Source organism: Cronobacter sp. HA18003, assembly GCF_011605905.1.
GTDB lineage: Bacteria > Pseudomonadota > Gammaproteobacteria > Enterobacterales > Enterobacteriaceae > Cronobacter > Cronobacter sakazakii.
Map to the genome: position 1 here is coordinate 473,264 of NZ_JAANQO010000023.1, position 17,416 is coordinate 490,679.

The window sequence follows — 17,416 nt, forward strand, 5'->3', positions numbered from 1 at the left end:
ATGCGCAGGCCCGCGGATAAACGCCCGTGACACACCGCTGGCGTTATTTATTAGACAGAGTAAAGGCATAGACACTCCTTGTGGGTGAGACGCCCCGGCGCACCGCCGGGCGCCGGTTAACTTTTACTTTTGACCAGACCACGCTTACGCCCGCTAACAGCCTGCGCGCCGCTAAGCGGCTTTCCGTCCGTCGCGTCGTGCGTGCGTAACGCCTCTGGCCGAAGCCAGCGTTGCACCCGCGAAGGCATATCAAGCCCAATCAGCAGGACCACGACAAACGTCAGGCCGAACGAAAGTGAACAGAGCGCAGCGCCGAGATGTAGCCGCTCGGCAATCAGCGCGCCAAGTACGGGAGCCAGCGCGCCGCCTAACGCACCGACGTTATAGGTAAACCCGAGCCCCGCGGCACGCTGGTCTGTATCGAAATAGCCGCCAATAAGCTTCGGTAAAATGCCGGAGATCCCTTGCCCAAGCATCTGCTGAAAGAAAAGCAGCAGGCCCAGCACCCAGACATTTGCGCCGCCAATGGCGAAAACCGGAATGATGAGTACCTGCGAAGCCAGCAGGCTGTACACATAGGCACGGCGCGTACCGAGCCAGTCACCGAGAAAACCGCCCACGCAGCAGCCCACCGCCGCGCCAAAGCCGCTGAAGAATAAAACGCGTGCCACGGTTGCCGGTTCGTACGCCAGTTCGGTTTTAAGATAGGTTGGCAGTAGCGCCTGAATAGGCCATGAATAAAGAAAAGCGAACAGGACGATAACCATCAGCGTAACGCCGGTCGGCCACCGCGGGCCGCTACTTTGCACCATGAAGCTGATAAAAATTGCGGCGCAGACCAGCCCGAGTGCCGCGACAATAACCGCGCTGTTCAGCTCGCCGGTAAAGCAGAGCCAGAGTGAAACCGAGGCGAGCAGGGTTAATACGATGTTGATAACGCGGTGTTCGCCACGATACAGGATATCGACCATCGTGCGCACCGGGGTCTTTTCGCTACGGCGCGCCTCCCAGTCGTGCGCTTCAGGAATATTTTTACGCAGCCAGAGCGCAAAAACGATCGGCAGAATGCCGATGAAAAAGAGCGCGCGCCAGCCCCAGACCGGCACCACCAGACTGTAGACAAAGGCGGCGACAACCGCGCCGACAGAGAATCCTGAGATAAGAAAACCGCTGGCTTTGTTACGCAACGCCTTCGGCCAACTTTCAATGACATAGGTTGCGCTGGCACCATATTCACCGGCCATGCCAATGCCTATCACCAGGCGCGCGATAAACAGCGTGGTATAACCCGGCGCTAAACCGCAGGCGAGTGTGCCGACGGAGAAAAGTACGATGCTTGAGATCATCGCAAGGCGTCGTCCATAGCGGTCGCCCATCGCGCCCAGCATTAAACCGCCGAACCAGCGAGAGATAAACGCGGCGGAAATCAGGCTCGCTGCCTGAATCGTAGTGAGGCCAAATTCATCCTGAATTTCGGTTAATACCAGTGCGATTAAGACAAAATCGAAACCATCAAGCAGATAACCCAGCCAGGCGGCGGAAAATGCCCGCCATTGCGCCCGGTTAAGGTGGCGATACCACGGGATAAGTTGTGTCGTTTTAGTCATATGACGCTCCCGCGATGGGCTGTGCCCATACGCTGTAAGGTAAGGTACCGGGTGAAGCGGAGTCAGGCCTGACACAAACAGGCCTGACAGAGGTCATTAGCTCAGCTGTGCTTTTTCTTGTTGCAGCTGAGCCGCCAGCGCCTTGAGTGCCGGCAGATACTGTTCCGCTACTGGCGCAAAAGGCTTGCGGCATAGCGGCACGGAAACCACATCCATGTAGTGAAGAACGGTTTTCAGGCCACGAAAGACGCCTGTTTTGATAAGCAGATCGATAACCTGATTGCAGTCACGCTGCAGCCGTTGCGCGGTGGCGATATCGCCTTCGTTTAATGCTTTCACGATGTGCATGTAGCGCCAGCCCATGATGTTGTAAGTGCTGCCAATGCCGCCGTCGGCACCTGCCAGCAGCCCGGATGCGAAGATCTCGTCATAGCCGTTGTAGAGCACCAGATCCGGATGCGCGCGGCGGATCTGCTCCATCTGATACAGATCGCCTGAGGTCTGCTTCAGCGCACCTACGCCAGGCAGCGTCACCAGCGTGCTGATTTGATCAAGCGACAACCTGACGCCGCTCAGTGCCGGAATGTTATAAACCACCATCGGCAGGCCGTCCGCTGAGGCAATAATGGCGCGGTAGTGGTCGCAGTGTTCTTCAAAACTAAACGGGTAGTAGAACGGCGTGACGGCAGACACCGCGTCAAACCCGTAGCGACTGGCGGCAGCGGCCAGTTGCTGGCTTTCCGCCGTGCTCACGCAGCCAACATGCGCTATCAACGTGACTTTTCCCTTAGCCTCTTCGGCGACAATTTCCAGTACCTCTTCGCGTTCCGCGCAGCTTTGAACAAACGCTTCCCCTGTCGAACCACCGACATACAGGCCGTCAATGCCCTGACTGATGTTAAAGCGCACCAGACGGCGCAGGCTCTCTTTGTCCAGGCGCTGCTGCTGGTCAAAAGGGGTCAGAAGTGCGGGCATCACCCCGCGTAATGGTGCGGTCATAAGAACATCCTCATCTGTTAAGTGAGAATGACTATATACCTTTATACCTGTTATACCAGATCAAATATTCACCAGCCTGCCACATAAGCGCGGTTATGCGATCGGCTTCACTCTTTGATCAGGGAGGATCGAAATTATTTGCGGGATTTTTTCTTCTGGCTGAGCGCCTGCCAGGTCGCAAAAACGCTGTTCAGATGCGTTTGTAGCGCGCGGTCAGCTTCATCAGGATCGCGTTTGCGGATAGCGTCAACAATCGCAATGTGCTGCTGGTAACTGATATTGTTGTGCTCAATCAACTCTGCGTCAGGCACGGCAGGACGCGCAGCGATAAGCCAGTCCAGCAGGGCCACATGAATGGCCATAAAAATGGGATTACCGGGGATTTCAGCCAGAACGCGATGGAACTCTACATCCGAGCGGATAAACTGCGCGTTATCCGCGAGCGACTGGCGATTAATGTCCAGCGCTTTGGTCAGCCGTTCGAGCTGTTCGTCGGTGGCTTTCTCAGCCGCGTAGCGCACCAGGCTGGATTCAAAAAACAGTCGTAGCTGTTCGAAATGGGCGATGCCGCCCGGATGAGAAAGGAAATCCTTCGCCATACCGGAGAGCTCGCTAATGATCGTGTCTGCGGAAGGGCGCGATACACGGGCGCGCTCGCCGTTACTGATTTGCACCAGCCCTTTACGCTTCAGCGCCGCCAGCGCCTCCCTGACAGAAGGACGCCCCACGTTGAAAAAGGCCATTAACTCACGCTCGGAAGGCAGCGGCTCCCCTTCCGCAAATTCACGGCGGCGGATCATCTGCTCCAGTTCTTCCTCTACCATTTCAGAAAGCTTTTTGCGCGCCAGCGGACGGCGGCCCAGGCTGCGCCCGATAGCGTCGGAAGCATCTTCAGATTGTGAGTCGAATGGGTTCATAGACGGCATGTTATTGAAAGGTGACACTTTACTCATCCTATCACAGGATTTTCAGGCTGGCGAAACACCGGGCGGATAACAAAACAGGCCCATCGGGCCTGTCAGGAATTACTTAACCACGCGCAGCGCAGGGCGTCCGCCACGCGGCGGCGGCTCGTCACCCGGATCGTTATCATCCGCATCGTCAGGCTTATCGCCATCAATGACAGACATGACCGTTTCCGGCTCTTCCGCGCTGTTTTCGTCGTTCAGGCTCGCCATCTCTTCATCATAAGCGGCTTCGGGCTCGAACATCGTACCGGCGCCGTTTTCACGGGCGTAGATAGCCAGCACGGCTGCCAGCGGCACGGTGACCTGACGCGGTACGCCGCCGAAACGGGCGTTGAAACGCACTTCGTCATTCGCCAGTTCCAGATTACCGACCGCGCGCGGCGCGATATTGAGAACAATTTGCCCGTCGCGCGCGTACTCCAGCGGCACCAGCACGCCCGGCAGCGTCACATCCACGACCAGGTGCGGCGTCAGCTGGTTATCCAGCAGCCATTCATAGAAGGCACGCAACAGATAAGGACGACGTGGAGAGAGCTGAGAGATATCCATAAGGTTTAGCCCCGGGTTTGCAGACGGATTTCGCGCTCGGCTTCGGTCAGCGAAGCCAGGAACGAATCACGCTCAAACACGCGAGTCATATAACCTTTGAGCTCTTTAGCGCCCGCACCGCTGAACTCAACACCTAACTGCGGCAGACGCCACAGCAGCGGTGCCAGATAGCAATCCACCAGGCTGAACTCATCGCTCAGGAAATAGGGCTTCTGACCGAATACCGGCGCGATAGCCAGCAGCTCTTCACGCAGCTGTTTACGCGCGTTATCGGCTTCCTGGGCGGAACCACTGACAATCACGTTCATCAGCGAGTACCAGTCTTTCTCGATACGGTGCATATACAGGCGGCTTTCACCGCGGGCCACCGGGTACACCGGCATTAACGGCGGGTGCGGGAAACGCTCATCGAGATATTCCATAATGATGCGCGACTCCCACAGAGTCAGTTCACGGTCTACCAGCGTCGGCACGCTTTGATTTGGGTTGAGGTCAATCAGATCCTGCGGCAGGTTATCCGTTTCCACATGCTCAATTTCAAAGCTGACACCTTTCTCAGCCAGCACAATGCGGACCTGATGGCTGTAGATATCAGTAGGACCAGAAAACAGCGTCATTACCGAACGTTTGTTGGCAGCGACAGCCATGAAAACCTCCAGGTATATTCAGAAAGTTACTGCTACCAGCCGCAAACACGACTGGCCTTATTAATCACCCTTCCGTGCCGAACTTTCTTCCGTCTCTAAAACGAACAAAACGTGAACAGTTACCAGCATTTGGGCACAAAATTGGATGATAGTTTACCAGATTTTGCGCAGCTTGTGGTGAGAGGTTTTATCCGATTGCCGTAAATGGGCGGGATTTCAGTAGATTAGCGGCCAGATAAAAATTCCGGGCATAAAAAAACCCGGCGTTGTGCCGGGTTTTTCGCCAATTCGATTCTGCCAAAGCAGAAAAGGATTAACGTTTGGAGAACTGCGGACGACGACGTGCTTTACGCAGACCGACTTTCTTACGTTCAACCTGACGAGCGTCACGAGTAACGAAGCCAGCTTTACGCAGTTCAGAGCGCAGAGACTCATCGTACTCCATCAGAGCGCGGGTGATACCGTGACGGATCGCACCAGCCTGACCGGAGATACCACCACCTTTAACGGTGATGTACAGATCCAGTTTCTCAACCATGTCGACCAGTTCCAGCGGCTGACGAACTACCATGCGGGCAGTTTCGCGACCGAAGTACTGTTCCAGAGAACGCTGGTTGATAACGATTTTACCGTTGCCCGGTTTGATAAACACACGAGCGGCGGAGCTTTTGCGGCGACCAGTGCCGTAGTATTGATTTTCAGCCATTGCCATAATCCCGATTAGATGTCCAGAACTTGCGGTTGCTGCGCCGCGTGGTTGTGCTCGTTGCCCGCGTAAACTTTCAGTTTACGGTACATAGCACGGCCCAGAGGGCCCTTCGGCAGCATGCCTTTAACCGCGATTTCAATTACGCGCTCAGGACGGCGGGCAATCATCTCTTCAAAGGTCGCTTCTTTGATACCACCGATGTGGCCAGTGTGGTGGTAGTACATTTTGTCAGAACGCTTGTTGCCGGTTACAGCAACTTTTTCTGCGTTCAGAACGATGATGTAATCACCGGTATCAACGTGCGGAGTGTATTCCGCTTTGTGCTTACCGCGCAGGCGACGAGCCAGTTCGGTAGCCAGACGGCCCAGAGTTTTACCGGTCGCGTCAACAACGTACCAGTCGCGTTTTACGGTTTCTGGTTTAGCTGTAAAAGTTTTCATTAAAAGCTTACCCAAATATAGAGTTACACGTTGGCGAACACCCAAACGCTTAAATTGAGTTGAGGTTCACACGACAAAGTCCGCAAACCTACCCCCTCGGATATGTTTTCGGCACATAAAAGTTTCGGGAAAAAAACTTTCTTGTAACGTGGGGTCGCAAGATTATAGAGAAGTCGAGTATAAAGATCGACCCCTTTTATCAGGAAAGTGCCCGAATTCGCTCCCCTGCGGGCAGAGGAGCGGCCAGGCGTCAGGCCAGGTGCGGGCGTTTGAGGTATTCCTCGCTCTGCATCTCCTGCAAACGCGAGAGGCAACGCTTAAATTCAAACTGCAACTGCTCGCCCTGATAGATGTCATCCAGCGGCGCATCCGCCGAGACCACCAGCTTCACCTGGCGTTCATAAAATTCATCCACCAGCGCGATAAAGCGCCGCGCCGCGTTCTCGGTGGAAGTGGTCATCACCGGCACGTCAAACAACAGCACGGTATGGAACTGGCGCGACAGCGCGATGTAGTCATGCTGGCTGCGCGCGTCCACGCATAAGGTGGCGAAGGACGCGGCCAGCGTCTGGTTTTCCACACCAAGCGTCGGCAGCGGGCGATGGTTAATCTCAAGCGACGGTGCCGCCGCGGCGTTACGCGGTGCGCCCGCCAGCGCCTGCCAGAGTTTGTCCATCTGGCGCGCCGTCTCTTCACTGCGCGGCGAGAGCCACAAATGCGCCTGAGTCAGCGTGCGCAGGCGGTAATCGATACCCGCATCGACGTTCATCACATCGCAATGCGCTTTAATCGCCTCGATAGCCGGCAGAAAACGCGTGCGCTGCAGGCCGTTGCGGTACAGCTCATCGGGCGGAATATTTGACGTCGCGACAAGCGTAATGCCGCGCGCAAACAGCGCCTGCATCAGGCCACCAAGCAGCATGGCATCGGTAATATCGGAGACAAAAAATTCATCGAAGCAGATAACGTCCGCCTGCGCTTTAAAGCCATCGGCGACCACTTCCAGCGGATCGGTCTGCCCTTGCAGCGCGGCGAGCTCTTCATGCACGCGCAGCATAAAGCGGTGAAAATGCAGCCTGAGTTTGCGCTCGCCCGGCAGGCTATGAAAGAACAGATCCATCAGCCAGGTTTTGCCGCGCCCGACGCCGCCCCACATATATAAGCCGCGTACCGGCGCTTCACTGAGCGCTTCTTCACGTTTTCCAAACAGCTTGCCGACTTTGGTCAGCAGGCCGCCACGAGCAGGCGCTGGCGCGTCGGTTTTCTGCGAAAGGGCCTGCCAGATAAGATTCAGACGATTTACCGCTTCATGTTGTACGTCGTCCGGCTGATGGGTGCCCTCTTTCAGGGCCTGTTGGTAGCGCGATGTCGGAGAGATGCTCTGCATATATTATTCTTACTTCCTGAAAACGTTCGCCGCAGCGTTATTTTGGCCAAAAAAAGGCCGCTCTACACTACGCCATGCCGCTCCAGGATTCCACTTCTCCTGAATTAGCGGTTATAGTGGGTTTACCGGTCGACGGCACGCAGACGAGAAACCAAGCCTCGCCGTTACCACCCTACGGAATCACAAGACAACGGGAGATGTTCATGACCTGGGAATATGCGCTTATTGGGTTAGTCGTCGGCATCATTATCGGCGCCGTCGCTATGCGTTTCGGTAACCGCAAATTACGTCAACAGCAGGCTCTGCAGTACGAGCTTGAGAAAAACAAAGCGGAGCTTGACGACTACCGCGAAGAACTGGTCAGCCACTTCGCCCGCAGCGCCGAACTGCTGGATAACATGGCGCACGACTATCGTCAGCTTTATCAGCACATGGCGAAAAGCTCCAGCAGCCTGCTGCCGGAAATGTCCGCAGAGACCAACCCGTTCCGCAATCGCCTTGCGGAATCGGAAGCGAGCAACGATCAGGCGCCGGTCCAGATGCCGCGCGACTATTCGGACAGCGCGTCTGGTCTGCTGCGTACCGGCGCGAAGCGCAACTGATTCAGCTAACTATCCTTACCGTCGGGCGCATTTGCGCCCGCTTTTCTTTGGGCGCTGACTATGCTTATTCTGAGCGCTGCCGTCCCGATGACAGCATTGTTACGACATTGAGAATTCAATAATATCCGTGTTTTCAGGTGACTTTTATAACCAGGTTGCGAGAGCTGCGTTCATGAAAAAACAAACCCTGCTGTTAAGTGCGTTAGCGTTAAGTCTCGGTTTATCTCTGTCGGCGCCCGCGCCGGTGCTCGCTGCGCTGCCCTCGCAGGTGCCGGGCCAGCCTGCGATCCCAAGCCTCGCGCCGATGCTGGAAAAAGTGCTGCCTGCGGTTGTCAGCGTGCGGGTGGAAGGCACCGCCGTGCAGGAACAGCGCGTGCCGGAAGAGCTCAAAAAGTTTTTCGGCGAATCGATGCCAGACCAGCAGGCACAGCCGTTTGAAGGTCTCGGCTCGGGCGTCATCATCGACGCCGCGAAAGGCTATGTGCTCACCAATAATCACGTGATTAATCATGCCCAGAAAATCAGCGTTCAGCTCAATGACGGCCGCGAGTTCGACGCCAAACTGATCGGCGGCGACGACCAGAGCGATATCGCGCTGATCCAGCTGCAAAACGCCAGCAACCTGACGCAAATTCAGATAGCGGATTCCGATAAACTGCGCGTCGGCGATTTCGTGGTGGCCGTCGGCAACCCGTTCGGGCTCGGCCAGACGGCGACGTCCGGCATCGTTTCGGCGTTAGGCCGCAGCGGACTTAATCTCGAAGGCTTCGAAAACTTTATTCAGACCGATGCGTCCATTAACCGCGGTAACTCCGGCGGCGCACTGCTGAACCTCAACGGCGAGCTTATCGGTATCAACACCGCGATTCTCGCGCCGGGCGGCGGTAGCGTCGGCATCGGTTTCGCTATTCCGGCGAATATGGCCCAGACGCTCGCTAAACAGCTGATGCAGTCAGGCGAGGTGAAACGCGGCCTGCTCGGTATTAAAGGCACCGAGATGAGCGCTGATATCGCCAAAGCGTTCAACCTGAATACCCAGCGCGGCGCGTTTGTCAGCGAAGTGCTGCCAAACTCGGGCTCCGCTAAAGCAGGCATTAAAGCGGGCGACGTGATCGTAAGCCTCAATGGCCGCCCGCTGAACAGCTTCGCCGAACTGCGCTCGCGCATCGCCACCACCGAGCCTGGCACGAAAGTGAAGCTGGGCCTGCTGCGCGACGGTAAAGCCCAGGAAGTGGAAGTGACGCTCGATAAAAGCACGTCTTCTTCCGCCAGCGCCGATATCATCGCGCCAGCCTTACAGGGCGCGACGTTAAGCGATGGCCAGCTTAAAGACGGCACCAAAGGCATTACCATTAATAGCGTCGAAAAAGGCAGCGCCGCGGCCCAGGCGGGCCTGCAGAAAGATGACGTGATCGTTGGCGTAAACCGGGCGCGCGTCAGCTCCATCGCTGAAATGCGCAAGCTGCTGGAAAGCAAGCCTGCCATTATCGCGCTGCATATCGTGCGCGGTAACGACAGCCTCTATTTACTGCTGCGTTAATAAACTGAGACAACGGACATCACGCCGCGTGTGATGTCCGTTTAACTCATGATATGCTGCGCCCGTCCCCTGACTACTTATTCCATACACATGTTTCTGAAGCTTTTACGCTCGGTTATTGCGGGGTTGATTGTCGCCGCGTTGCTGCTGACGCTCGTACCTTCCCTGCGCCCCTATAATCCGCTGTTGCAGCAAAAGCTCGACAGCGTCGATGAAACGCCCGTGAGTTATAACCGGGCGGTGCGCCGTGCTGCGCCTGCGGTCGTGAACGTTTATAACCGCAGCCTCGGCGGCAGCAATCGCAGCCAGCTGGAAATTCGCACGCTCGGCTCCGGCGTTATCATGGATCAACGCGGCTATATTCTGACTAACAAACACGTTATCAACGACGCCGATCAGATTATCGTGGCGCTTCAGGATGGCCGCGTGTTTGAAGCGCTGCTGGTAGGTTCAGACAGCCTGACCGATCTGGCCGTGCTGAAAATTAACGCGACCGCCCTGCCGGTAATTCCCATCAACCCACAGCGAATGCCGCATATTGGCGATGTCGTCATGGCAATAGGTAACCCGTACAACCTCGGGCAGACCATTACGCAGGGGATTATCAGCGCCACCGGGCGAATCGGCCTGAACCCGTCCGGACGCCAGAATTTCCTGCAAACCGACGCCTCCATCAACCACGGCAACTCCGGCGGCGCGCTGGTGAACTCGCTTGGCGAGCTGATGGGCATCAACACGCTCTCCTTTGATAAGAGCAACGACGGCGAAACGCCGGAAGGCATCGGTTTTGCGATCCCAACACAGCTCGCCACGCGCATTATGGAAAAACTTATCCGCGACGGGCGCGTGATCCGCGGCTATATCGGTATCAGCGGACGTGAAATTACGCCGATGCACACCCCAGCGGCGGGTATCGATCAGATTCAGGGGATTGTGGTGAACGATGTGGCGCAGGATGGCCCTGCCGCGCGCGCAGGCATTCAGGTGAATGATGTGATTGTGTCGGTTAACAACAAGCCCGCCATCTCCGCGCTGGAAACCATGGATCAGGTGGCGGAAATCCGTCCTGGCTCAGTGATCCCGGTGGAAGTAATGCGAAACGATCGCAAGCTCACCATTCAGGTGACGATTCAGGAATACCCGGCGACGCCGGAATAGCGGTATCGCAGGCATAAAAAAACCGGAACCTGCGTTCCGGTTTTTTTTGCTCGTTAACGCTTACTTGTTAACGAACTCTTCGCCCAGGGCGATATCTTTTTTCAGCGTATCCAGCATGCCTTCCAGCGCTTGCTGTTCATAAGCGCTCAGCGTGCCGATCGGTTTACGCTCTTCAATGCCGTTTTTACCCAGCAACAGCGGCTGTGAGAAGAAGCGGGCATATTCGCCGTCGCCTTCCACATAAGCGCATTCCACCACGCCCTGCTCGCCCTGCAGCGCACGCACCAGGGAGAGACCGAAACGCGCGGCCGCCTGACCCATAGAGAGGGTCGCAGAGCCCCCGCCCGCTTTCGCTTCCACCACTTCGGTGCCCGCATTCTGGATGCGTTTAGTCAGATCGGCCACTTCCTGATCGGTGAAGTTGACGCCCGGGATCTGCGAGAGCAGCGGCAGAATGGTCACGCCAGAGTGACCGCCGATCACTGGCACGTCCAGCTCAGCCGGTTTTTTACCTTTCAGTTCCGCCACAAAGGTGTTGGAGCGGATGATGTCCAGCGTGGTCACGCCAAACAGTTTGTTCTTGTCGTATACGCCTGCTTTTTTCAGCACTTCTGCCGCGATGGCGACCGTGGTGTTCACCGGGTTGGTGATGATGCCGATGCACGCTTTCGGGCAGGTGGTCGCCACCTGCTGAATCAGGTTTTTCACAATGCCTGCGTTCACGTTGAACAGGTCAGAGCGATCCATACCCGGTTTACGGGCAACGCCTGCGGAGATCAGCACCACATCAGCGCCTTCCAGCGCCGGTTTGGCGTCTTCACCGGAGAAACCTTTGATTTTCACGTCGGTCGGGATATGACTCAAATCCACCGCAACCCCTGGGGTTACCGGCGCAATGTCATACAGAGAGAGTTCTGAACCTGAAGGCAGTTGGGTCTTGAGTAGAAGGGCAAGCGCCTGGCCGATACCGCCTGCCGCGCCGAGGACTGCAACTTTCATCCTAAACTCCTTATTATGGTTAGCAATTGTGTGCCGTTACTCCATGAGGTGGCGACCATAATCATCCTGGGAGGAAGTTATAGCACTCTTTTCGCCCGCAGTTTGCGATCGTAGCGCGGTTTAACTGAAAGCGATGCGGCCTTCTCGCCCGGGTGCAGATGACGCGAATACCGCCGGGTCACTACCGAAGCAACATCTCAACAGGCGGTTACATTACACCCTCTTTAAGCATCAAAACAACATCATTTTGATAACATTTAGTTTACTTAAAGCCTTATTTGCGAGTCGTGACGCAGGCATGTTCCTCGATAACGTAATTTGATAAAATTCGTCTCTTTCATAACATTATTTCAGCCCGCCGCAAGGCAGACCATTTGCATAAAAATTCATCACAATGCATAATAATGTTGTTTATTGGCCTGTATACGGGTGATATATGCGTAGCTCCGCAAAACAAGAAGAATTAGTCAAAGCCTTCAAGGCGTTACTAAAAGAAGAGAAGTTCAGTTCTCAGGGCGAAATCGTCCAGGCGCTTCAGGATCAGGGTTTCGAAAACATAAACCAATCCAAAGTCTCCCGCATGTTAACGAAATTTGGCGCCGTGCGTACCCGCAACGCCAAAATGGAGATGGTGTACTGCCTGCCGGTGGAGCTTGGCGTGCCGACGACCTCCAGCCCGCTGAAAAACCTGGTGCTGGATATTGACTACAACGACGCAGTGGTGGTGATTCACACCAGCCCCGGTGCCGCGCAGCTTATCGCGCGCCTGCTGGATTCCCTCGGTAAAGCCGAAGGGATTCTGGGCACCATTGCGGGTGACGACACTATCTTTACCACGCCTGCGCGTGGCTTTACGGTGAAAGATCTCTACGAAGCCATTCTGGTATTGTTCGAGCAGGAACTCTAAGCGCTGTGCCGCCGCCGGATCTTCCGGCGGTTATCCTCTTCCCTTCGTACTTCCACTTTCTTTTAATACCCGAACCGCGTCATCCACCTGTTTTTTGCCGCTACGGCTGCGAGAACGTCTGAAGACCGCACAAATCGTCAAATTCACTCAATCTATTGATTTATCGAAAAATTGCTCTAAAAACGGACTTTTTACCCTCATTTTTATAATGATCGGTAATAAAAACCATGTCCGGACCGAACAAAGTTTCATAGTAAATAATTAGGATCGTATTAATTTTTCGGGTAACTAGTGTATACTTGTTTTTGTGATGAGGGTCACACAATAAGACCCCACCGATAACAATTACGACGAGGAAAAGAACATGAAAACTAAATCTACTGTAACAGCCCTGACACTTCTCTCCATGCTGTCCTTCGGCGCTTTCGCGGCGGACTCCATCAACGCTGAACAGGCGCAGAACCGTCAGTCTATCGGTACCGTTTCTGTTGACGCCGTAAACGCGGCTCCGATGGATCTGCGTGCGATGCTGAATGAAAAAGCAGAAGCGAAAGGCGCAACCGCGTATCGCGTGATTGAAGCCCGTACTGGCGACCACTGGCACGCCACTGCCGAGCTTTATAAATAAGCGTTATAACCGTCAGGCGTTTACGCACGACGAAAGTAATACCTCTCAGCGGCCCGATAAAAACCGTACGCTAACCATTAAGGCCGCTGAATACACCTGCATGAGGAATGAATGATGAAAACGACATTTACCATCGCTGCTCTGGGCCTTGCATCCGTACTTTCATTTGGTGCGAGCGCCGCAGTTCAACAGGTCAACGCGCAACAGGCGCAAAATCTCCAGCCGATGGGCTCCGTCTCCGTGACGCAGCTGAGCGGCTCGCCGATGGATGTTCGCCAGCAACTGGCCGCTAAAGCAGAAAAAGAAGGCGCAAGCAGCTATCGCATCACTGAGCTGACTCAGGGCGATCACTGGCACGCCACGGCAGAACTGTACAAATAAACCCTCGTCGTCTTCTCCGACGACTTTTGCCCCTGCTTCGCGGGGGCCTTTTTGAGGGTTTGGAGTATGGCTATTGCCGGATATTGAAGAGGAGCTGACCTTCCAGCTCCTCTTCTGCTTCATCAAACAGCAGAATCAGCGCGCCAAAGCGGCGTTTCACTTCCGCCGTCACATGCAGGAAGACAATCTCCAGCGGTAACGGCAGCCCCTCTTCCATCACCACCTTCCACAGACTATCCAGATCCGTTACGCGCGCGGCCCCGATGCCAAACGTGTCGGCAAATGCCCGATAGAAATCCTGCTGACTGGCAATCGTACTGAAATCAAAACTGTAGCTTTTCATTGTCGCCACCACGTTTAGCGGGCGGCTGTGATGCCGCCCCCACGCTTATAACCCGCCAAGATGCAGCGTTTTCACTTCCATAAACTCATCGAGGCCCAGCACAGAGCCTTCGCGCCCAAGCCCTGACTCCTTCACGCCGCCGAACGGTGCCACTTCGGTCGAAACGGCACATTCGTTAACGCCAATCATGCCGCTTTCCAGCTGCTGTGAGACGCGGAACACGCGCTGCAGATTCTGAGTGTAAAAGTAAGCGGCGAGGCCATAAGGCGTATTGTTGGCCCGCGCGATAACTTCCTCTTCGGTTTTAAAGCTAAAGCAAGCCGCCAGCGGGCCGAACGTCTCTTCCTGCGCCAGTTTCATATCGTCGTTCGCATCAATCAGCACCGTCGGCTGCCAGAAATTACCGCCGAGCGCATGCGGTTTGCCGCCGGTCAGCACTTTCGCGCCCTTCGCGACCGCGTCTTCCACATGCTCACGCACTTTATCGACCGCCGATTGCTCGATAAGCGGCCCGACGATCACGCCGTCTTCCATGCCGTTGCCCACTTTCAGCGCTTTTACCGCCTCCGCCAGTTGATTAACGAAACGGTCATAAACGCCTTCCTGGATGTAAAAACGGTTAACGCTGACGCACACCTGGCCTGCGTTACGGAATTTATTGGCGACCGCGCCTTTGACCGCCGCGTCGATGTCGGCATCGTCAAACACGATGTACGGCGCGTTGCCGCCAAGCTCCATCGAGACTTTTTTCATCGTTTCGGCAGCGTTGCGCATCAGCGTTTTGCCAACAGCGGTCGAGCCAGTGAAGGAGATTTTGCGGACGTCCGGGCTTGCCATAATGGCGTCGCTGATTTCCGATGTACTGCCCGCCACCGCGTTCAGCACGCCGTCCGGCACACCTGCCTGTTGCGCCAGCGCCACCAGCGCGAAGGCGCTGAGCGGCGTATTGTTAGCGGGTTTAATCACGCCGGTACAGCCCGCGGCGAGCGCCGGGCCAAGCTTGCGGGTCAGCATCGCCATCGGGAAGTTCCAGGGCGTGATCGCCGCCACCACGCCGACCGGCTCGCGGGTCGCCAGGATACGCGAGCCAGGCTTCACGGGTGGAATGATTTCGCCGTTGGCGCGTTTGGCCTGCTCGGCGAACCACTGAATAAAGCTCGCGGCGTATTCCACTTCGCCTTCGGCTTCTTTCAGCGGCTTGCCCTGCTCACTCGTCATCAGCTCGCCAAGCGCGCGCTTGTTTTCAATGATGAGTTGATACCAGCGATAGAGAATTTCAGAACGTTCTTTCGCGGTTTTGGCGCGCCAGGCAGGGAACGCGCGGCTGGCGGCGGCGATAGCGGCCTCGGTCTCTTTTTTTCCCGCTTTCGCAACCTGCGCGATGACGTCGCCCGTCGCCGGGTTCAGCACATCGAAGGTCTCCTGCGCGCTGTGCCATTTCCCGTCGACAAAATAGCCGGTTTTGAAAAACGCATATTCTGCAAATGCTTGTGCGGTCATTGTCCCCTCCTGCACGTGAAATTCCGTGGATGGAGGTAAGTATAGACAGAAAAAAACCGACGCTTTGGGCGTCGGTTTTGGCATTACGTGTTGGTAAACGCCTGCTGATATTTATGAAGCATATCGGTCAGCCGCTTCACAGAATCAATCACCGACTGCGGCGCCGCCCAGACATGCAGCTTCTCCTGGTAGACGGCCAGCTCATCCAGCAACTGGCGGAACGTCGCGCGTCGTTTTTCATCGCTGGAGGCGGAAATGACCCGGTCCGCCGTGCGTCTCAACTGACGGTGAAACGCTGAGAGATCGTCGTTTACCGGCACCGGCGCTTCGCGCAGGCGCTGGTGCGCGATGATGAGATTCAATGCAAGGCGAAACTTCGCCACGTCATCCGGGAATTTGCTCAGCAGTAAAAAGAGCTGCTGATACAGCGCAGGCAGATGGTTTTCTTTGCGCCGCGCTTTGTTAGTGGTGAGCGAAGAAACCGCCGCCGAGACAAACTGGTTCAGCAACATGCGGCCCGTCTGCGCCTGCGAATTATCGCGGATCACCAGAATTACCATCATCGCCAGCACACAGCCCACCAGTTGCCCGAGCGCGCTGTCGAGGAACTGGCTGAAATGGAAAGTCATCGGGTTATCCAGCACCAGAATATTAATGGTGCCCGCCAGCGCGCCCATGGAACCGAGCCGCCGCTTTTGCACTTCGATGCCGATAAAAAAGCCGAGCAGCGCCAGGCTGATACACAGCAGCAACATGCTCTGCTGAGTCGAAGGGAGCACGACCAGAAAATAGAACGCCCCGAGCGGCAGCGCGACGAGCATCCCGTAGAGAAAATCGAGCGATACCATACGCGGGTTCGGCAGGCGCATCGCCAGCGCCGTCACAACCGCAATCATGATCATCGCGCCGCTGCCGGAGGTCCAGCCGGTCCACAGCCAGAAGAGCGTGCCCAGCAGGCACGACACCGTCGTGCGCCAGAAGTTGATCATGGCGTGGTGGCGCTCCGCCGACGGCGCTTTAACCACCACTTCGTCGGTCAATACGTCCTCTTCCACCGCGCTGATTTTCGCATTGGTGATCACGCCGCGCTTGAGCAGCAGATAACGCGTGGCCGCGCCCACCCAGGTGTAAATCGTCACCGGCGTGTCGTGCTCGCCGGTCCAGGAGAGCACGCGGCGGATGAATTTCAGGCGGCGATGGACGTCCGCGGCGGTCTCCACCGGCTCGACAAACAGCTCGCGGTATTCCGGCGCTATCGACTCCGGGCGCGTGTTCTGGATGAGATACGTCTCGCAGGCCTGGGTAATGAGCGTCAGCGAGAGCGTATTGAGCGCCTTAAGGCGGCGGTTCGCACGCACCCAGCGCGACGACTCCATATTCAGGTTCACCCGCATGCCGTCGAGCGCGGCGGTGCGGCGCACCAGTGCGCCCCAGGCTTTGTCCACGGCTTCGCTGTCGCCGTGGGCCATGCAGAGCTGCATCAGGCGAAACTGCTCCACCAGCAGCGCGTCCAGTTCACGGTCGATCTCTTTTTTAATGGAGCGTGGTGAGAACAGCAGATCGGCGATAATCGCGCAGAAGATCCCGAGCACGATTTCACTGCAGCGCTCCAGCGCGAACTGCGGCGCGAGCAGCGGTTCAGTCTGGATCGTGATGACGATAATCAGCGCCGTATAACCCGCAAGCCCCCAGGCGTACGAGTTCTCGACTTTCACCAGCGACGAGACCCAGGTGCAGAAACCGGCCCAGATGCAGCAAAGCGTCAGCATCACGACCGGCGCGCGAATGGTGCCAATGATCATCACCAGCGCGGCGATACAGCCGATGAATGTCCCGATGATGCGGAGCATCCCGCGATAGCGGATAGCGCCGGACCACGGCTCGCCGCCTGCGGCAAACGCCGGACCCGCTGCTACAATCGCCGCGGTCAGCACAGCCCAGCGCGGCGTCTCAAGCTGAAAGTGAAACCCGACGAACAGCGCCAGCACAATGGCGGTCGCAAGCTTTATCGCAAAGCGCAGATGCCGGGGATCGATTGATAAAAAGCCCATC

Annotated in this window: 18 protein-coding genes; 6 read left to right on the top strand and 12 right to left on the bottom strand. The window is 56.2% G+C overall.

Translation table 11 applies throughout. The features are described 5' to 3' along the window. Positions 1-116: 116 nt before the first annotated feature. From G6041_RS16230 to zapE, 8 genes are all read right to left on the bottom strand, one after another. Positions 117-1,607: an MFS transporter gene (locus G6041_RS16230; protein ID WP_012125979.1), complete on the bottom strand. Its 1,491-nt coding sequence runs from the start codon at positions 1,605-1,607 to the stop codon at positions 117-119. A gap of 96 nt (positions 1,608-1,703) precedes the next feature. Continuing rightward, positions 1,704-2,606, bottom strand: coding sequence for an N-acetylneuraminate lyase (gene nanA / locus G6041_RS16235; protein ID WP_007888187.1), 903 nt, complete (start codon positions 2,604-2,606; stop codon positions 1,704-1,706). Between the two features lie 134 nt (positions 2,607-2,740). After that, positions 2,741-3,532, bottom strand: coding sequence for a transcriptional regulator NanR (gene nanR / locus G6041_RS16240; protein WP_041460751.1), 792 nt, complete (start codon positions 3,530-3,532; stop codon positions 2,741-2,743). Between the two features lie 99 nt (positions 3,533-3,631). Further along, entirely contained in the window at positions 3,632-4,123 is a 492-nt protein-coding gene (gene sspB / locus G6041_RS16245; protein ID WP_004385110.1) for a ClpXP protease specificity-enhancing factor, read from the bottom strand. 5 nt (positions 4,124-4,128) lie between these two features. Further along, positions 4,129-4,770: a stringent starvation protein SspA gene (gene sspA, locus G6041_RS16250; protein ID WP_004385111.1), complete on the bottom strand. Its 642-nt coding sequence runs from the start codon at positions 4,768-4,770 to the stop codon at positions 4,129-4,131. Positions 4,771-5,083: 313 nt separating this feature from the next. Next, positions 5,084-5,476 (bottom strand): 30S ribosomal protein S9, encoded by a 393-nt coding sequence (gene rpsI, locus G6041_RS16255; protein WP_000829818.1) that lies wholly within the window; start codon positions 5,474-5,476, stop codon positions 5,084-5,086. Positions 5,477-5,490: 14 nt separating this feature from the next. After that, positions 5,491-5,919, bottom strand: a complete 429-nt coding sequence (gene rplM, locus G6041_RS16260; RefSeq protein ID WP_002437467.1) for a 50S ribosomal protein L13 — start codon at positions 5,917-5,919, stop codon at positions 5,491-5,493. 250 nt (positions 5,920-6,169) lie between these two features. Continuing rightward, positions 6,170-7,306 (bottom strand): cell division protein ZapE, encoded by a 1,137-nt coding sequence (gene zapE, locus G6041_RS16270; protein ID WP_012125982.1) that lies wholly within the window; start codon positions 7,304-7,306, stop codon positions 6,170-6,172. Positions 7,307-7,509: 203 nt separating this feature from the next. On the opposite strand from zapE, the gene zapG reads away from it, so the two are divergent. The 3 genes from zapG to degS all read left to right on the top strand — a co-directional run bounded on the left by zapG (position 7,510) and on the right by degS (position 10,606). Continuing rightward, positions 7,510-7,908 carry a Z-ring associated protein ZapG gene (gene zapG, locus G6041_RS16275; protein WP_004385113.1) on the top strand — a complete coding sequence of 133 codons (399 nt, stop codon included), beginning with the start codon at positions 7,510-7,512 and terminating at the stop codon, positions 7,906-7,908. Between the two features lie 172 nt (positions 7,909-8,080). Continuing rightward, on the top strand, positions 8,081-9,448 hold the full coding sequence (degQ, locus tag G6041_RS16280; RefSeq protein ID WP_004385114.1) for a serine endoprotease DegQ: 1,368 nt from the start codon (positions 8,081-8,083) through the stop codon (positions 9,446-9,448). Between the two features lie 90 nt (positions 9,449-9,538). After that, positions 9,539-10,606 (top strand): outer membrane-stress sensor serine endopeptidase DegS, encoded by a 1,068-nt coding sequence (gene degS, locus G6041_RS16285; protein ID WP_004385116.1) that lies wholly within the window; start codon positions 9,539-9,541, stop codon positions 10,604-10,606. A gap of 60 nt (positions 10,607-10,666) precedes the next feature. Here degS and mdh read toward each other — a convergent pair whose 3' ends face one another. Beyond that, positions 10,667-11,605: a malate dehydrogenase gene (mdh, locus tag G6041_RS16290; RefSeq protein WP_004385118.1), complete on the bottom strand. Its 939-nt coding sequence runs from the start codon at positions 11,603-11,605 to the stop codon at positions 10,667-10,669. A 436-nt stretch (positions 11,606-12,041) separates the two neighbouring features. Between mdh and argR the strand changes: the two genes are divergently transcribed. The 3 genes from argR to yhcN (G6041_RS16305) all read left to right on the top strand — a co-directional run bounded on the left by argR (position 12,042) and on the right by yhcN (G6041_RS16305) (position 13,521). Continuing rightward, complete coding sequence (argR, locus tag G6041_RS16295; protein ID WP_004385120.1) at positions 12,042-12,512, top strand: transcriptional regulator ArgR; 471 nt, start codon at positions 12,042-12,044, stop codon at positions 12,510-12,512. 364 nt (positions 12,513-12,876) lie between these two features. Next, entirely contained in the window at positions 12,877-13,140 is a 264-nt protein-coding gene (gene yhcN, locus G6041_RS16300) for a peroxide/acid stress response protein YhcN (RefSeq protein ID WP_004385122.1), read from the top strand. A 114-nt stretch (positions 13,141-13,254) separates the two neighbouring features. Further along, positions 13,255-13,521, top strand: coding sequence for a peroxide/acid stress response protein YhcN (yhcN, locus tag G6041_RS16305; RefSeq protein WP_004385123.1), 267 nt, complete (start codon positions 13,255-13,257; stop codon positions 13,519-13,521). Positions 13,522-13,591: 70 nt separating this feature from the next. Here the strand turns inward: yhcN (G6041_RS16305) and G6041_RS16310 are convergent, their stop codons facing one another. The 3 genes from G6041_RS16310 to aaeB form a co-directional block, all read right to left on the bottom strand. Further along, entirely contained in the window at positions 13,592-13,864 is a 273-nt protein-coding gene (locus G6041_RS16310) for a barstar family protein (protein WP_004385124.1), read from the bottom strand. A gap of 45 nt (positions 13,865-13,909) precedes the next feature. Continuing rightward, the gene (locus tag G6041_RS16315) at positions 13,910-15,364 is read right to left on the bottom strand and encodes an NAD-dependent succinate-semialdehyde dehydrogenase (protein ID WP_004385125.1); all 1,455 of its coding nucleotides are present in this window, start codon (positions 15,362-15,364) and stop codon (positions 13,910-13,912) included. 83 nt (positions 15,365-15,447) lie between these two features. Next, complete coding sequence (aaeB, locus tag G6041_RS16320; RefSeq protein ID WP_004385126.1) at positions 15,448-17,415, bottom strand: p-hydroxybenzoic acid efflux pump subunit AaeB; 1,968 nt, start codon at positions 17,413-17,415, stop codon at positions 15,448-15,450. Between the last annotated feature and the right edge of the window lies 1 nt (position 17,416).

What these genes read in the sequence shown, in the direction of transcription:
- yhcN (WP_004385123.1), top strand. Translation starts at nt 13,255, where the DNA reads ATGAAAACGACATTTACCATCGCTGCTCTGGGCCTTGCATCCGTACTT.
- nanR (WP_041460751.1), bottom strand. Translation starts at nt 3,532, where the DNA reads ATGCCGTCTATGAACCCATTCGACTCACAATCTGAAGATGCTTCCGAC.
- nanA (WP_007888187.1), bottom strand. Translation starts at nt 2,606, where the DNA reads ATGACCGCACCATTACGCGGGGTGATGCCCGCACTTCTGACCCCTTTT.
- rpsI (WP_000829818.1), bottom strand. Translation starts at nt 5,476, where the DNA reads ATGGCTGAAAATCAATACTACGGCACTGGTCGCCGCAAAAGCTCCGCC.
- degS (WP_004385116.1), top strand. Translation starts at nt 9,539, where the DNA reads ATGTTTCTGAAGCTTTTACGCTCGGTTATTGCGGGGTTGATTGTCGCC.
- yhcN (WP_004385122.1), top strand. Translation starts at nt 12,877, where the DNA reads ATGAAAACTAAATCTACTGTAACAGCCCTGACACTTCTCTCCATGCTG.
- G6041_RS16230 (WP_012125979.1), bottom strand. Translation starts at nt 1,607, where the DNA reads ATGACTAAAACGACACAACTTATCCCGTGGTATCGCCACCTTAACCGG.
- argR (WP_004385120.1), top strand. Translation starts at nt 12,042, where the DNA reads ATGCGTAGCTCCGCAAAACAAGAAGAATTAGTCAAAGCCTTCAAGGCG.
- sspA (WP_004385111.1), bottom strand. Translation starts at nt 4,770, where the DNA reads ATGGCTGTCGCTGCCAACAAACGTTCGGTAATGACGCTGTTTTCTGGT.
- mdh (WP_004385118.1), bottom strand. Translation starts at nt 11,605, where the DNA reads ATGAAAGTTGCAGTCCTCGGCGCGGCAGGCGGTATCGGCCAGGCGCTT.
- aaeB (WP_004385126.1), bottom strand. Translation starts at nt 17,415, where the DNA reads ATGGGCTTTTTATCAATCGATCCCCGGCATCTGCGCTTTGCGATAAAG.
- zapG (WP_004385113.1), top strand. Translation starts at nt 7,510, where the DNA reads ATGACCTGGGAATATGCGCTTATTGGGTTAGTCGTCGGCATCATTATC.
- G6041_RS16315 (WP_004385125.1), bottom strand. Translation starts at nt 15,364, where the DNA reads ATGACCGCACAAGCATTTGCAGAATATGCGTTTTTCAAAACCGGCTAT.
- G6041_RS16310 (WP_004385124.1), bottom strand. Translation starts at nt 13,864, where the DNA reads ATGAAAAGCTACAGTTTTGATTTCAGTACGATTGCCAGTCAGCAGGAT.
- degQ (WP_004385114.1), top strand. Translation starts at nt 8,081, where the DNA reads ATGAAAAAACAAACCCTGCTGTTAAGTGCGTTAGCGTTAAGTCTCGGT.
- sspB (WP_004385110.1), bottom strand. Translation starts at nt 4,123, where the DNA reads ATGGATATCTCTCAGCTCTCTCCACGTCGTCCTTATCTGTTGCGTGCC.
- zapE (WP_012125982.1), bottom strand. Translation starts at nt 7,306, where the DNA reads ATGCAGAGCATCTCTCCGACATCGCGCTACCAACAGGCCCTGAAAGAG.
- rplM (WP_002437467.1), bottom strand. Translation starts at nt 5,919, where the DNA reads ATGAAAACTTTTACAGCTAAACCAGAAACCGTAAAACGCGACTGGTAC.